Consider the following 16,077-nt stretch of genomic DNA (forward strand, 5'->3'; position numbering starts at 1 on the left):
CCCGCCATCTGCGCCTCCTACATCCGCGCCGATGTCGATGCGACGCCGAGATCGGCGAGGTAGCGCAGACTGCGCTGCGCGTCACGGCTCGCCGACTCCACCGGGTCGGTCGGCCGCAGCGCCGTGTCCTGCTCGATGACGAACCAGCCGCGATAACCGGCCTCGCGGACGGCGCGCACGAGCGCGGCGATGTCGACGTCGCCCGCGCCGAGCGGCGCATACAGTCCGCGGCGCACCGCCTCGCTGTATTCCACTGCGCCACTGCGCACTTCGCGTGCCAGATCGGCGCGCACATCCTTGAGGTGAACGTGACCGATGCGGCGCGGGTGACGCCGAGCCAGGCCGACCGGGTCGGTTCCTCCGATGAGCAGATGGCCGGTGTCGAGGCAGAGATCGAGATCCGAGTCCGCGAGGAATCGTTCGACTTCGGCCTCGGTCTCCACCTGCGTGCCGACGTGCGGATGCATCGCGGTGCGCAGACCGTGTTCGGCCGCGAGGTCGCGGATGGCCGCCGCGGTGTGCAGCAGGGTCCGCCACTCGGCCGCGTCGAGGCCGGGGCGCGCGTCGTAGCCGTTCAGGCCGGTGGCGGCGGCGAGTACCAGGACCTCCGCACCGGTGGCGGCGAACAGTTCGGCCGCCCGCCGCGCCGCCGTCAGCGCGCGCTCCGGCTCGCGGTGCAACTCCAGCGCGAGGAATCCGCCCACGGCGCGGATGCCGAAGCGGTCGAGCAGCGAGCGCAGCGCAACCGGGTCGTCCGGGAGATAGCCGGGCGGGCCGAGTTCGGTCGCCGTGATACCCAGCCGGGCCATCTCGGCCAGCACGGTCTCGGCGCCGAGCACATGGCCCCAGCCGGGGACTTCGCACACGCCCCAGGAGATCGGCGCGGCCGCGATACGCAGCGGGTAGAGAGGTTCGGTCATCGGACTCTCCGACCTTCGAGGTGAACGGGTGGCCTCGCATTTTGGAGCGCTCCAACTATGTAACGCGGGCCACAGGGTGTCAAGGGGTGCGGTCCCGGCGCGTTTCCGCCTTATGACCTCGTATTTCTTTGCCCGGCATGGCAACAGGGCGCGGTGCAGTGGCCGCTCGGAAGCAGATTAGAGCGCTCTATTGATGGGACCGCTGCACTGCGTGTAACGTCCGATCCGGCACCCGGCGTCGTGCGTTCGACGGCCCGGGAGCGGGGCCCGGAGACGGCGGACGGAGGCGAGATGGCGCGACCGACGATGGAGGACGTCGCGGCCCGCGCCGGCGTCTCCCGGGCGCTGGTGTCGCTCGTCATGCGGGATTCGCCCAAGGTCAGCGCGCACCGGCGCCGCGCCGTGCTGGAGGCCGCGCGCGACCTCGGCTATCAGCCGCACATCATGGCCAGGTCGCTGGCCAGCCGCACCTCCAATATCGTCGGCGTGCTCGTCTCGGATCTGCGCAACGCCTTCTTCGCCGACGTCGTGGAGGGCATGGACACCGCCGCGCAGCAGTCGGGGCTGGAGTTGATCCTGAACACCGGCCGCCGCAGCGCGACCCGCGAGCGCACCGCGCTGGAGAGCCTGCTGTCGTTCCGCCCCGGCGGGATCATCCTGCTCTCCCCCGTGCTGCCCGCCGCCTCGATTCGCCAAGCAGCACAACAGGTTCCGATCGTCCTCGTGTCCCGAGGCTCCACCATAGCGGGCGTCGACACCGTCAACGACGACGGCGAGATCGGCGTCGCACTGGCCGTCGACCACCTGGTTTCCCTGGGCCACAGTCGAATCGTGCACCTGGACGGCGGCGCCGCGTTCACCGCCGCCGCCCGCCGCCGCGGCTACCGCGCCGCCATGGCGCGACACGGTCTGGAGCCGATGGTCGTCTCCAGCGAACACACCGACTCGGCGGGCATGGCGGGCGTGCGCAAGTTGCTGAAGATCTTCTCGCCCGCCAACTTTCCCACCGCGCTGGTGTGCGGCAACGATTTCAACGCCGTGGGCGCGATGTCGGCGCTCGAGGAAGCCGGGTTGCGGGTACCGGACGACGTCTCGGTCGTCGGCTACGACAACACGTCACTGGCCGCGCTGCGCCACATCTCGCTCACCACCATCGATCAACCGCGCGTCCGGATGGGCGGGCTCGCCGTGGAGGCGCTCGCCGAACGTCTGCGCGGCGACCGCACCGCCCCGGTCCGCCGCAGGCTCCACCCCGAGCTTGTCGTCCGCGGCACCACCGCCGTGCCCGGCTGCACGTAGCGAAATACCAAGGCACGCAATCGAATTCTTACCAGACCAGGAGGATCGATGAGCACCACCGTCACACTGGGTCTCGCGGGAACCGGCCGCATCGGAACGGCCCATGCCGAAACACTGCACGGGCTCCCCGAGGTCGACCGCGTCCTGGTCGCCGACATCGACGCCACCCGCGCGCATACCGCCGCGGCCAAGCTCGGCGTCGAAGCCGTCCCCGATATCGAGACGCTGCTCGCCGCCGACCTCACCGGCCTCGTCATCGCCACCGCCACCGATTCCCACCCCGCGCTGATCGCCGCCGCCGTCGACCGCGGCATCCCCGTCTTCTGCGAGAAGCCCGTCGCCGCCGACATCGACGGCACCCTGGCCGTTCTCGACCACCTGCGCGGCGCCACGGTCCCCGTGCAGATCGGCTTCCAACGCCGCTTCGACGCCGGCTACCGCGCCGCCCGCGCCGCCGTCGCGAGCGGCGAGCTCGGATGGCTGCACACCCTGCGCGCCACCACCCTGGACCCGGCGCCACCGCCCGCCGACTACATCCGCCGCTCCGGTGGACTGTTCCGCGACTGCGGCGTCCACGATTTCGACATCATCCGCTGGGTCACCGGCCGCGAAGTCACCGAGGTCTACGCCTATGGCGCCAACCGCGGCGACCAATTCTTCACCGCCGCAGGCGATATCGACACGGCCGCCGCCCTGCTCACCCTCGACGACGGCACCATCGCCACGGTCGGGCTCGGCCGCTACAACGGCGCGGGCTACGACGTCCGACTCGAAGTCCTCGGCTCTCGCGGCAACGCCATCGTCGGCCTCGACGACCGCTCCCCGCTCCGCTCCGTCGAACCCGACCACCCCGCCTCCCCCTACCCCGCGTATCCCGGCTTCATGGAACGGTTCCGCCGCGCCTACACCGAGGAACTCGCTACTTTCGTCACCGTCGCAACCGGCGCCGCCCCGAGCCCATGCACGGTGGCCGACGCACTCGAAGCGTTCTACATCGCCGAAGCCTGCGAACTCTCCCGCGCTGTGCACCGGCCGGTCGCCCTCACCGAAGTGCGCCGCTGAGTCCCCCCACCACCCGCCCACGCAGGCACAACGATCGAGAAACGGAACCGAAACCTGTCGGACCCCACCGCCACACTGTTGGTACCGAACACACCACAGCTCGCCACGCGGCGGCATGGATCACCCGGGGGTCCCATGTTCCACATCCTGCTCACGGCTGTCTCCATCACCTGCATCGCCACCGCCCTCCTCGCCCTCACCGCAGGCGGCATCGCCGACTCCCTCGCCGCCCGCGCCATCAAAGCCTCCGAATCCTGCTTCATCGGCGACACCGTCCCCACCGACAAGTTCTTCGAGAACCGCCAGAGATACGAGAGGCTGCACCGGATCACGGTGCGGTTGATGATGGGTGGGTTGGGGACTTTAGTGATGGGATTGTGGTGCTCGGGGTGGTGGCATGGCAGTTCGAACACGCGGGGCGTTGACAGGGCCCCGCAGCCCCTCTATCGGGTATCGAATTTGAAAATCTCATTCTGAGATGCTCATCCAGCAGCTGCCTGGTAAACCGATTGCCCGTTACCGGAAGTGGTAGTGCAACCCGACGGAGGCTACCGCTTCAACCATGCTGCAAGTGATTCGAATGACCTTGGTAGCGTGTACTTGTCGGTAACGTTTGGGGTATCGAGACCGCCTGCGGATACTTCCATCGTGATGTAACAATCGGTATCCGGGTCACGACAAATCGCCGGCGACTCCGATCGCAGACACGGATCAGCAAATGGTTTCGAGAGTGGGGCGAGAGATGGCAGCAGGGTGGGCGGGCGTCGACAGCGAACTGTCGGCGCACGTACGGCTACAAACGAAACACGGCCGAGGTTGCTCGGGAAGCACTGAGCAGTATCGCCGCGGGACGAGCATCGGCCGTTCGGTCGGCCGCGGCGCCTGGCTCGCCCGTATGTCCGGCTACCGGCCACTGCAGCCGGACATCTAGGGAATCGATTCGATCGGCCGCCGCTGCGGCCACGGGGAATGAAGAGTGAGAATGACATCGACCGAACTGGATGTGCCTGCCATAGTCGACGAGCTGACCGGGCTGGCATTGCGTACCTATCAGGTCAACCCGGCTCGCATCGAAGAAGACGCCAATGGCGAGCGTCGCATTCACCAGGGTGGCTACGGCGATCGTCAGATCTTCGAACTCGTCCAGAATGCCGCGGACGAGTTGCGTGCTACCGAGTTCTCCGGTGGACGAATCGATGTGGTGCTAACCACCGGGTACCTCTACTGCGCGAACGAGGGTTCACCGATCACCGCCGCCGGTGTCGATACGATTCTGCGGATGGGGGTGTCGAAGAAGCGCGGTGGACAGATCGGTCGGTTCGGTGTCGGGGTGAAGTCGGTCCTGTCGGTGACGCGGACGCCGCAGTTCTTCAGCACGACAGGATCGTTCGGCTTCGACGCGGACTGGGCGGCGCAGGAGATTCTCCGCGCTGTCAACGATGCTCGTCGAGCGGAAGGATTGCCACCGCTCGCCACTGTCGGTGAGACTCCGGTGCTGCGCCTGGCGCGCAGGCTGGACCCGAATACGGAACGTCGCCTCGACAGAGTCCTCGACGAACTGTTGTGCTGGGCGACGACTGTGGTTCGTCTGCCGCTGGAACCCGGTGCCGAGGAGAAGCTTTCTCGCGACATCCATACCCAGCGCACCGGTGAAGTCGGTCCGTCACGAGAGTTTCCGCACCTGTTCCAGCTCTTCTCGCCGCACGTCGGGAGGCTTTCGCTCGATGACCGTACGAACATGCCCATCACCCGCCGGGATATCACGGTCGACCACAGCGGTACCCGGCGCAGTATCCGCCAGCAGCGCAGCGGTGCCCACGCGACCTCGGAAAGCTTTCGTGTCTTCACCATGCCACACCAGGTCAGTGACGAAGCGCGTGGTCGGGCGGGCGAATTGCACGATCGTGTCACCATCGATGTCTCGTGGGCGGTACCCGAATACACCCGGTCGCCGGAGACAGGGTTTCTCCTCGTGCCCAACGACCGTGGCGTGTTCTGGTCGTTCTTCCCGACCAAGTACCCGACCACGCTGAGCGGAGCGCTGAACTCAGCGTGGAAGACGAACGAGGATCGGCAGAATCTGCTGGACAGTAGTGAACTCAACACCGAGCTGATGCGAGTCGCCGCCCGGCTCGTCGTCGGATCCCTAGAGGAACTGTCGCCCGCCGACGACCCCGGTGCCTACCTGCCGTTGCTTCCCGGTCGTCCAAAGGAATCACCGAACTGGGCCTGCCGATACCTGACCGAACAGGTCTGGCAGTTGATGGCGACAAACCCGTCCCTCCCTGATCAGGACGGAATTTTGCGGCTGCCGTCCGAGCTTCGTGTCCACCCGGAAGCGCCGGTGACCACGCTTGCGCTGCAGATGTGGGCCTCCTATCCAGGCCGGCCGCGCAACTGGGTGCACCACTCGGTCGAGGGACCGAATTCACGTCGCGGCAAGGTCTCTCACGTCATCCAGGAATCCAAACACGAAGGTCCGGCTTCGCCACGCGCGTGGGTCGAAGCGTTGGTCGAGGACCGGACCGTCGAAGCGTCCGCCGCAGCGATTCGACTGCTCGTGCATCTGCTACGCAGTGAGTTTACCGGTCCCAAGCACGCCGAAGCGGCAGAGGAACTCCGGCGATCGAGGGTGCTACTGACCGAGGACGGAAGATTCGTTGCGCCGATCGTGGGCACCGTGTTTCGGCGCACGAATGATGACGGGCTGCGCGACGACATGGTTTATGTGCACTCGGATCTGGCGAACGATCAGACCATCGCCTCCCTGCTGAACGAACTGGGTGTGCGGGAAGCAGATACAGAGGGGCGATTCCACAGCGTCCTCGATCAGGGGTTCACCGGCTACAAAGACGCCGATTGGATGCGGTTCTGGGAACTGCTCAACAGCTCCGGTGGTGCGGTGCAGGCGCACGAGATCCGCAATCGGGTCGATGATGTGTCGAGCGTCCTCCACGCGCGGAATATGGAAGGTCGGTTCGTTCCGATCAAGAGCCTCATCCTGCCCGGGATGCTCGTGCCACCTGATGGTTCGCGCGACGCAGCGCTGGCAGTGGACATGAGTTTCCACGCCAACGATCGATCGATCCTGCGCGAGTTCGGTGTACCCGATCGCCCTGATTCCGGGCATCACCCGGAATCGGACGGGTGGTTCGAGCGATATCGAGACGCGATGTATGCACAGTATTGCGCGGGGCTGCCGCCGACGGCGCCCAAGGTTCAGTCGCGAACCCTGCAATTCCACGGCGGGCCGACTGCGGGTCCACTGCACCTGTTCAAACGTCTGTCGCCGGAGGGACGAGCCGCGTTCCTGGAACACCTTTCCGAGTCGGACATCGTGGAGACCTGGACGCGCCAGGTCGGGAAGCAAACAAACTCCCGGGCCCAGGTGATGTCGCCGATTCGATGGCTGCTCACCGAAGAGGGCTTTGTGCGAACCTCACAAGGCTTGCTCAGGGTACGCAACGCCTTGGGCCCCGGCTTGCGAGAGTACGCCGCAGTTCTCCCTGTCGCCGAGATCAGCGAGGCGAAGGCGCTGAAACTGCGGATGCCGAATACGGTCGAGGAGGTGCCGCCCGCACGGTGGGCGAAACTCCTCGAGGCCGTGCGGACCAGCGAGGACGACGCCTTCGTCGGACGCAACTATGCCTTGCTGATGCGTGTGGCGTACGACCTCGTGTCCGAGGAGACCGATGTCCGCTGTCGAGTCGCCGACGGATGGGCGAACCTCGCCGATAGCGAAATCGCCGTCGCGACAACACAGGCCGAGTATCGAGATCTGATCGAAGAAGGCCATCCGGCCTTGCTGGTCGACCGCGCCGAAGACGCCGAACAGGCGGAAGCGATGATCGCTGTGTGGGGCATGCGGCGGGTGTCCGACGTGATCGAACAACGGATACGGTTTGCGCCTTCCGGCGCGCCCGTAGCCCTCATCGACGAATACCCGCTGCTGCGGCAACGATTCGGAGCGCGAGTCAGGGGTGTCCAGCTGCAGCGATGTGAGGAGCTCGAGCAGGTCACCCGCACCCCGAACGGCGCTCGGTCAGTGCCGCTCCGTTCGGGCCGCGAAGACTCCGCTGTGCTGGTTCCGAAGGACGTCGGCCTTCTGGAGGCACTCGTCCTTGCCGATGCCGAACTCGATCTAGGCCTCGGCCCGGACGGATGCCGTCAGGTCATCGCAGAGCAGGAGAAGCGGGCAGCTGACGAAGCTATCCGCCGGAAGCTCGAGGCGATCACGCAGGCACCGACGATGGTTGCAAAACTCGCCTTGATGTTGACGGCCGAACAACTTCTCGCGAACCTGCCCGCCGGCCTGGTCGGCGAGGGAGAGAAGAACGACATCGATCGGCTGGCCCAGTTGGCGTTGAACGCGTTCGACGACCTGGTGCTGAAGACCTACGCGAAACATGTCGCGTGGCTGCCCGGCTGTCCGGCGTCCTTCAACGGCGGTGAGCGTGCCCGGCAGTTCGTCGACGGCTTGGGGATTCCGGTGGATTTCGCCGGGTCGCAGCCGCCGAAACTCGATCCGCGGGAGGAGGTCGACGGTCCGAAGGATTTCCCCGCACTGCACCCTTACCAGGAGATCATCGCCGATCGACTGGTCCAGATGCTGTGCGCGGAATCCCCCCGTCGCGGAATGATGAGCCTCCCGACCGGCGCGGGCAAGACTCGTGTGGCGGCCGAAGGAGTGATCCGGTGGGTGCGGGAGTCAGGTGTACCGCGGGGCCCGATCCTGTGGATCGCACAAACGGAGGAGCTGTGCGAGCAAGCCGTCCAGTCGTGGCGGTTCGTGTGGGAAAAGGTCGGTCCGGACCGACCCCTTGTCATCGATCGATTCTGGAGCTCGAATTCCTCTACCGCGGTCCGTGATCGGACACATCTCGTTGTTGCCACCGATGCCAAACTGGCGCTGAACCTGTCCGAGGACGAGTACTCCTGGTTGCGCAACGCGGCCTTGGTCATCGTCGACGAAGCACACGGTGCCGGATCACCCCGATACACCGACATCCTCCGGTTGATGGGCCTGACTCACACGATGACCTCACGGCACCTGCTCGGATTGTCGGCCACCCCGTTCCGCACCGACGAGGAACGAACCAGACTGCTGGCCCAGCGGTTCGGCGACTTTCGGCTGGATCGTGGCGTGTTCGGGGACCGCAATCCGATCGAGGCGTTGCAGAAGCTGCGCATTCTCGCCAAGGTCGAACATCGCGAACTCGCGGGTGCCGAGATCGAGCTGGATGCCATCGAGCTCCGCGAGGTTAACCAGGTCGGCAACTTCGCCGCTGCCGGCGTTCTGCCCAGGAGCGCCGAACGTAAACTGGCCGACCACGAAGGCCGAAACGACGCCTTGGTGCGAGCGATCACCGATCTCCCCGCGGACTGGCCGGTGCTGGTCTTCGCGACCTCGGTCGACCACGCGAAGATTCTGGCTGCACGACTGCAGGGCAAGAATATTCGCTCGGTGTCGATCGATGCGATGACGGCACCCGCCGACCGCCGAAGAAGAGTAGAGGAATTTCGTGCGGGACGCATTCGTGTGATTACCAACTACGGTGTGCTCTCCCAAGGCTTCGACGCACCCGCCACACGCGCGGTGGTGATCGCCCGCCCGGTGTACAGCGCGAACCTGTACCAGCAGATGATCGGTCGGGGCCTTCGCGGTATCGCCAATGGTGGTGAGGCCGAGTGCATGATCCTCGATGTTCGCGACAACATCACCAACTTCGACGCGAAGCTGGCGTTCACCGAGTTCGAATACCTCTGGAGGTAGGTGCGATGATTTCGGTTTCACCCCGGCAGCGTCTCGCGCTCACCGCCGCGCAACAGGCGATTGTCGAACTGGATTGGAACGCGCGAGTCCTGGTCACGGCGGGCGCCGGCGCGGGCAAGACGACCACGCTGACCTATCGGCTGGAGCACCTGACCAGTACGGAGAGTGCGGACGGTGACGAGCCGCTCGAGGCGGCCGAGATTCTTGTGCTGAGTTTCTCGCGAGCCGCGGTACGTTCGTTGCGCGATCGCATCGACCGGATCGCCGAATCGGCCAGGCGTGTCCGGGCGTACACCTTCGACGGGTGGGCCCGGTCGATCCTGCACGAATGCGAGCCGGAGCGAGATCTCACCGGTCTGTCGTTCGACGACATCATTGTCGCCGCCACCAACGCGATCCGCGGCGGCATCTTCGATGACGGCCCCGACGGGCCAGTTGTCGAGCCGCCGAGCCACGTTGTCATCGATGAGGTCCAGGACCTTGTCGGTGTGCGCAGGCTCATGGTCGAAGCGGTGCTCGAATCGACGCGGGACTGTGCCGGTTTCACGGTGGTGGGTGATGCCGCGCAATCCGTCTACGGGTTTCAGATCGAGGACCTCAATGAACGCGCTGCGGAGACGAACCGGTTCTTCGGCTGGCTGCGGTCAGAGTTCGCGAACGACCTCGCCGAGGCGCATCTGGACGAGAACTTCCGTGCTCGGTCTGACGAAGCCAAGGCAGCCCTGAGATACGGCCCTCTGTTGCAGTCGATTCCGGCCGAACGAGCCGCGGCCAACGACGCCGCAAACTCGATCTATCGCGATCTGCGCGCCACCCTAGATCGGATGCCGAGGTTCGGTGCGCTGATCGGTAAGGAACGCGACGACTTCGCTCTCGCTTCCCTACGGGACGCCTCCGGGTCGACCGCAATTCTGTGCGCGACGAACGGTCAGGTACTCCAGCTCTCGGAGAGTTTCTGTAAGGACGGCATCGAACACACGATTCAACGATCGCCACGGTCACGGCCCGCGCCCCGGTGGATGGTCTCCCTGTTCCAGGCAGCAGACGGCAGACCGACCATTTCCGAACAGCGATTCCAGGTCGTCGTCGCAGGCCTGATCGATGAACCGCACAAGGCATGGAGGTCGCTGCGAGCGATCGCGGGTGGACGAGCAGGCAGTGTGGTGGACCTTGTGCGCCTGCATCGGGTGATCGTCGAGCAGCGGGTGCCCGACGATCTCGTCGAGACCGACCGACGAGGAATACTGATTTCGACGGTCCGCCGCGCCAAAGGCCTCGAGTTCGACCGCGTTCTCGTGCTCGAGGAGCGGGATCAGGACCGGCAGGACGACCAGGACATTGCGAGCAATGCTCGTCTGTTGTATGTCGCGATGACCAGAGCACGGGACGACAACTACCGGTTGGATGCATTCCGCTCGTTCGTCTTCGCCGGTCGAAATCGCAAAGTGCGGTTCAACCGGTGGTACAAACCGGACCGCTACAGTAAGGCGAGCGGCCTCGAATTCGGCGACCAGGATGTCGCCGCGGAACGGCCAGCGCAGACCCCGGAGGTTTCGGCAGCGCTGGTGCAGGAGTACCTGGCGTCCTCGGTGCAACGAGGTGACCTGGTGCGCTTGGTTTGCGAGCCACCACTTTTCGCAGAGGACAACGTGCCGCCGAGTTATGGGATCTGGCATGGTGAGGTCCGCATCGGCCAGGTCTCGGAGCGGTTTCTCGACGATCTGGCGAGATCGCGGAGAAAGTACCCCAAGCAGACGGTTCGGCGCTGGCCGGATGCCATCGAACGGGTGCAGATCGATTGCGTGGAGACGGTGGGTGGTTCCAGCGCGGAAACGGCCCGCGCCGGCCTCGGCTCGCACGGAGTCTGGCTTGCGCCACGTCTGTGCGGTCTCGGGTCGTTCGTATGGGCGAAGGCAGACAAGGACTTTGGCGATCAGGGGGAGGAATGACGACATCGATATTCGACAATCACTACGGGTTCCGCAGCGAGCTGACAGACGCATTGCGCCGGGATCTGCTCGGCCCTTATGGCGGTGAGACCGAAATCCTTGAGCACGATGCGCCGGTGACCGCCTACCTGACCGGTGTGCTGTTCCCCCTCGGCGGAGCCGTGACCGAGACCGTCGACAACGACGAGTTAGCACCCGATGTCGTGAAGGGGGACAGTGTCGAGCAAGGCACCGAGTCGGGTGTGGCCTTGGCCAACACACGTCAACCGTCCTCGATCGGTTTGACCTTCGCTGTCGACCCCGCTGCGGCGGATGCAATATTCGTGTCGGTCACCGCAGCCCGCTATCTGCCCCAGGATGCGCAAGGCGGTCCTGTCGATCCCAAACGGGGTCAGGCGCGCTCGGTCGAGCAGCAGGATGAGCGCTGGCGCCGTGAACAGCTCGTCTGTGCCGACGTGCCGATCGATATCCGCCACCCCGGCATACTCGCGCGGGTGCCGCTCGCCGACGGACTCGAGCTACGGACCAGAGTCAGAAGGCCGGGTGTCGACGGATCGGTCAGCGTCACAATCACACTCGTCAACGCACACCGCATCGGCGAGTACGACCTCAAAGACGCATTTTGCTTCTTCCAGCCGACGATCCGGGTGCATGGACCGGAGGGAACCCGACCCTTCGTGGAGCGGACACCCAATCGTGAATCCCACGACCCGGAGCTACAACTGAGTCGGCTGTTGCACCGGCACGCTCCTTCGTTCGCGGTCGGCCACGGCTGTTCCGCTGTCTGGGACTGGACCCCGCCCCCGATTCGGACCGAGGAACCTCGCGAGCGGGCGGCAGTGGCCGAGGTGCGCACCGACTTCATGCCGAGTCACGAAGTTCTGCTGACCGATTCGAATCCAGAGATCGACGACCGAGCCCTCGGCATGCTGGGTCTGGCCACTCGCGAACGCGGGCAGGTCGTCGCCGATCTGCTGGCCGTGCTCGACGGCTACGAACAGTGGATCGAGGATCGGCATCGCGAACTCGCCGCGGTGGCGGACGGCGACTTGCGGGCTACCGGTTCCGACCAGCTTCGTCTCTGCGCTGTAGCGCTGGCACGAATGCGGGACGGGGTAGCAGTGCTGGAAGAACCCGGCAACGATCAGGTCTTCAAAGCATTCCGCGCCGCCAACCGTGCCATGGCGATGCAGCGCGCCCGCACGGTGTGGGTGAAGAACGGCCGCAAGGGTGACATCGATCTGACGGTCGGGAAATGGCGTCCATTCCAGATCGCGTTCATGCTGTTGAGCCTGCGCGGCATCGTCAATCCCGACCACGCGGACCGTGAAATCGCGGATCTGCTGTGGTTCCCGACCGGCGGTGGCAAGACCGAGGCCTACCTCGGTCTCATCACCTTCACCACCTTCCTGCGCCGACTTCGTCTCGGTGACGCGGGTGCCGGTGTCACCGTGATCATGCGTTACACACTGCGGTTGCTCACCCTGCAGCAGTTCGAACGCGCGACAACTCTGATCTGTGCCATGGAATTGCTTCGCACGCAGGACACCGCGCTCGGCAGTGAGCCGATCTCCATCGGCATGTGGGTGGGCCAGTCGGCGACCCCCAATCTGCTGAAGATCGCCGCCCAGAAGCTGAAAGAGCTGCAGGACAGTCCGGGCGCATCGCTCAAGAAGAACAATCCGGTGCAGTTGCGCTCCTGTCCATGGTGCGGCGAGCCACTGGACGCAGGCGACTACACGGTCGACGAAGACGCCGTGCGCATGGAGGTCCGATGCCCGTCGGCGCTGTGTGACTTCCACGGTGGATCCGGACTGCCAGTGCATCTCATCGATGAGGCCGTCTACGACGCCCATCCCACATTGATCATTTCGACGGTCGACAAGTTCGCGGCACTGCCGTGGAATCCGAGTACGCTCAATCTGTTCAATCGGGACCGGCAGCTGGCACCACCGCCGGAACTCATCGTTCAGGACGAGCTGCACCTCATCTCGGGACCGCTGGGTACGCTCACCGGACTCTACGAGACCGCCATCGACATCCTAGCCGCCAAGCCGAAGGTCATCGCCTCGACGGCGACGATCCGCCGAGCCTCCAAGCAGGTCGGCGCATTGTTCGATCGACGTGTCGCGCAGTTCCCGCCCGCAGGGCTGGACTCGCGCGACTCGTGGTTCGCCGTGGAGTCGCCGCGCGAGGTGAAAGCCAGCCGACAGTATGTGGGGTTGTTCTCGGCGCACGCGAGTCAGGCGACGCTGCTGGTCCGTACATACGCCGCGATGCTGTTCCGTGCGTTCCAGGCTCGTGGTGTCGTAGACGACAAGACACTCGACGCGTACTGGACTCTCGTCGGCTATTTCAACAGCCTGCGTCTGCTGTCGGCAGCCGAGCTGCAGGTCTACGGTGACGTCGCCGAGCGCATCAAGGCCCTCGCCGACGGAGCCGGTGCGTCGAGCGATCGAGCAGTCGGGCCCGAGGTGCTCGAACTGAGCAGTCGGGCCGACTCTACGAAGATCAGCGAGTACCTGAAGGCGCTGGAGCGCGAAGTGCCGAACGACACCGTCGTCGACGTCTTGCTTGCGACGAACATGATTTCGGTCGGCGTCGACATCGATCGGCTCGGACTCATGGCGGTCATGGGTCAGCCGCAGACGACAGCCGAATACATCCAGGCGACCAGCCGTGTCGGGCGCAGGTACCCGGGGCTGGTGGCGATCGTGTTGAACTCCGCCCGCTCCCGGGACCGGTCACACTACGAGTCGTTCCAGACCTTCCATTCCGCGCTGTACCGCGAGGTCGAATCGACCAGCGTGACACCTTTCTCGGCTCGTGCGCGTGACCGCGCGCTCCACGCGGTGATCGTCGCCCTGACGCGGTTGATGGTGCCCGGGGCCCGCGACGACAGCTCCGCAGCAGATGTGGTGGACTTCGTCGACGCCATAAAGCGGACCGTCATCCCCGAGATCATCGACCGAGTCGAAGTGGTCGCGCCGGAAGAAGCCCCGGCCACCCGACGGGCGTGCGACGAGTTCCTCGACTGGTGGTGCGACCAGGCCGAGGAATATCCGGAGTTGCGATACAGGGCCAAGAAGGGCAGCCCGGCCCTGTTGGCAGGCTTCGGCGACGAGATCGACGGCAACGAGTACGACGACGAACAAGGCTGGCCGACGCCGTGGAGTCTGCGTGATGTCGATGCCGACTCCACACTGTTCCTGAAGACGGGAGGCACCTGGCGATGACTCCGCCGACACGACGCAAGAGGACCGGTGGCGCCACGGGTGGGGCGCTGCGAAGACTGGGTCAGGCGCGACGTTCCCAACTCGTAACCACCTACGGAGTCGGGGCGATGATCGCCGTCGAGAACGAGTCGTTCATTGTTGCCGGTCACGATTCGTGGGGCGCCCACGATGCGCCGAAGATCTTCGAGCGCAGGCTCGCTCAGCTGCTCGGCGTCGATCACTTCCGACTGCCGCCCGCGAAAGATCCCGATGAGGCGTACGACGGAGTCAGGGTCCATCGATTTCCGGACTACTACACCTGCCCGAAATGCGAGCAGCTCCTGCGCTTTCGTGCCTTCAATTCCCCCAGAGAGGAAGCCGTCTGCGTCGATTGCGGCAAGGAGAAGCTGGTTCCCTCGCGATTCGTCGTGGTCTGCGACGACGGGCACATCGACGACTTTCCGTACTGGCAATGGGTGCACCGCGGCGCCGATCGCGAAGGCGGCACCGGCAGATGTGCATTGAGCATGCGCACAGTGGGTGCGAGCGCATCGCTGCGCGCGATCCGTATCAAGTGCAGCTGTGGTGTGCCCGAGGTATCGATGGAGGGCGCTTTCAGCAAACGCGCTCTCCAGGAGATCGGCTACGCGTGCACCGGTCGGCGACCGTGGTTGGCAGGCGGTAGTTCCGAAGAGTGCGACGAGGAACCGAAAACCATGCAGCGTGGTTCGTCCTCGGTGTGGCACCCGATCGTCCAGAGCGCCTTGTCCATCCCGCCGAGGGGGCACGGTATCCACGCGCTTGTCGAAAAGCACCGGCTGCTCGGAAAGGAGGAGGGATACGTTCGCACCTATCTGGCAGATCGTCCCGGTGTGTTGGAGCATGTGGGAGCGACTGTCGAAGACGTTCTCGAGGCGATCGCAGACGCAGATGAGGCCGACTCGACTGTGAGCGAGGAACTCCCCGCCGTCCAGCGCACCAGTGCGCTGCGCAGGCAGGAGTACGAAGAGCTGGTCCGGGGCAATCCCGAGAGGCATTCGGCAGACTGGCAGCCGTTCGTCTGTGAGCGCCCACTGGGCGACGAGTCCATCCTCGCTCCTCTGCACATCGAGCGACCGATGCTGGTGAAACGTCTCCGTGAAGTCCGGGCGTTGTCCGCGTTCGTTCGCGGCGAATTGCCGACCGAAGCCGATCCGGACAGCCGTCGCTGTGAACTTCGGGATCAATCCACCGAGTGGTTGCCTGCGATTGAAGTCATCGGCGAAGGCGTGTTTCTCCGACTCTCCGAGTCGCGACTGCAGCAGTGGGAGAACGAAACCATTGTTCTCCACCGTGCCGAGCGGGTTCGTCGGCATCATCGAGAGGTGCTGCACGCTCGGGCACGGAAGAAGTCGCGGTCCGGAGCGGTGCCGGAATCGCACGTAACGCCACGACAGTTGTTGCTGCACACACTCGCCCACGCGCTGATCATCGAATGGAGTCTCGACTGCGGATACTCCGCGTCCGCACTACGCGAACGGATCTATTCGGATCATGACATGGCGGGCGTTCTGATCTACACCGCCACCACCGATTCTGCGGGCAGCCTCGGTGGGCTGGTGGCGCAGGGCGAACCCGAGAAGCTCGAACTGTCCGTACGATCGGCGTTGTCGCGGGCGCACTGGTGCTCGAACGACCCGCTGTGTATGGAGTCGGATGCTAGTGGTGCCGAGAGCCTGAACTTGGCGGCGTGTCACGCGTGTGTGCTGCTGCCCGAGACCAGCTGCGAATCGATGAACAGTTTTCTCGATCGAGGTCTGCTGGTGGGAGAGTCGGACTCCGGATTGCCCGGGTACTTCGATCTGTCTCATCCATGATCC

Annotated in this window: 8 protein-coding genes; 7 read left to right on the forward strand and 1 reads right to left on the reverse strand. The window is 65.0% G+C overall.

The window, feature by feature from the left end; genetic code table 11:
- Positions 1-17: 17 nt before the first annotated feature.
- The gene (locus NL1_RS00260; RefSeq protein ID WP_067832635.1) at positions 18-920 is read right to left on the reverse strand and encodes a TIM barrel protein; all 903 of its coding nucleotides are present in this window, start codon (positions 918-920) and stop codon (positions 18-20) included.
- A 291-nt stretch (positions 921-1,211) separates the two neighbouring features.
- Between NL1_RS00260 and NL1_RS00265 the strand changes: the two genes are divergently transcribed.
- From NL1_RS00265 to drmB, 7 genes are all read left to right on the forward strand, one after another.
- Entirely contained in the window at positions 1,212-2,219 is a 1,008-nt protein-coding gene (locus NL1_RS00265; RefSeq protein WP_067832924.1) for a LacI family DNA-binding transcriptional regulator, read from the forward strand.
- 48 nt (positions 2,220-2,267) lie between these two features.
- Positions 2,268-3,281 (forward strand): Gfo/Idh/MocA family protein, encoded by a 1,014-nt coding sequence (locus tag NL1_RS00270; protein ID WP_067832638.1) that lies wholly within the window; start codon positions 2,268-2,270, stop codon positions 3,279-3,281.
- 135 nt (positions 3,282-3,416) lie between these two features.
- Positions 3,417-3,758 (forward strand): hypothetical protein, encoded by a 342-nt coding sequence (locus NL1_RS00275; RefSeq protein WP_067832641.1) that lies wholly within the window; start codon positions 3,417-3,419, stop codon positions 3,756-3,758.
- A gap of 505 nt (positions 3,759-4,263) precedes the next feature.
- Positions 4,264-9,054, forward strand: coding sequence for a DEAD/DEAH box helicase (locus tag NL1_RS00280; protein ID WP_067832643.1), 4,791 nt, complete (start codon positions 4,264-4,266; stop codon positions 9,052-9,054).
- A gap of 5 nt (positions 9,055-9,059) precedes the next feature.
- Positions 9,060-11,003: a UvrD-helicase domain-containing protein gene (locus NL1_RS00285; protein WP_067832646.1), complete on the forward strand. Its 1,944-nt coding sequence runs from the start codon at positions 9,060-9,062 to the stop codon at positions 11,001-11,003.
- Positions 11,000-14,239 carry a helicase-related protein gene (locus NL1_RS00290; protein WP_067832648.1) on the forward strand — a complete coding sequence of 1,080 codons (3,240 nt, stop codon included), beginning with the start codon at positions 11,000-11,002 and terminating at the stop codon, positions 14,237-14,239. Before NL1_RS00285 ends, NL1_RS00290 begins: the two co-directional genes overlap by 4 nt.
- Positions 14,236-16,074 carry an MrfA Zn-binding domain-containing protein gene (gene drmB, locus NL1_RS00295; protein ID WP_067832651.1) on the forward strand — a complete coding sequence of 613 codons (1,839 nt, stop codon included), beginning with the start codon at positions 14,236-14,238 and terminating at the stop codon, positions 16,072-16,074. Before NL1_RS00290 ends, drmB begins: the two co-directional genes overlap by 4 nt.
- Positions 16,075-16,077: the final 3 nt, after the last annotated feature.

Source organism: Nocardia lijiangensis NBRC 108240, assembly GCF_001613045.1.
GTDB classification, from domain to species: Bacteria; Actinomycetota; Actinomycetes; order Mycobacteriales; family Mycobacteriaceae; genus Nocardia; species Nocardia lijiangensis.

Bases quoted from the DNA above. Each gene is read 5' to 3' on its own strand.
- NL1_RS00275 (WP_067832641.1), top strand. From the start codon at position 3,417: ATGTTCCACATCCTGCTCACGGCTGTCTCCATCACCTGCATCGCCACC.
- NL1_RS00260 (WP_067832635.1), bottom strand. From the start codon at position 920: ATGACCGAACCTCTCTACCCGCTGCGTATCGCGGCCGCGCCGATCTCC.
- NL1_RS00265 (WP_067832924.1), top strand. From the start codon at position 1,212: ATGGCGCGACCGACGATGGAGGACGTCGCGGCCCGCGCCGGCGTCTCC.
- NL1_RS00290 (WP_067832648.1), top strand. From the start codon at position 11,000: ATGACGACATCGATATTCGACAATCACTACGGGTTCCGCAGCGAGCTG.
- NL1_RS00270 (WP_067832638.1), top strand. From the start codon at position 2,268: ATGAGCACCACCGTCACACTGGGTCTCGCGGGAACCGGCCGCATCGGA.
- NL1_RS00285 (WP_067832646.1), top strand. From the start codon at position 9,060: ATGATTTCGGTTTCACCCCGGCAGCGTCTCGCGCTCACCGCCGCGCAA.
- drmB (WP_067832651.1), top strand. From the start codon at position 14,236: ATGACTCCGCCGACACGACGCAAGAGGACCGGTGGCGCCACGGGTGGG.
- NL1_RS00280 (WP_067832643.1), top strand. From the start codon at position 4,264: ATGACATCGACCGAACTGGATGTGCCTGCCATAGTCGACGAGCTGACC.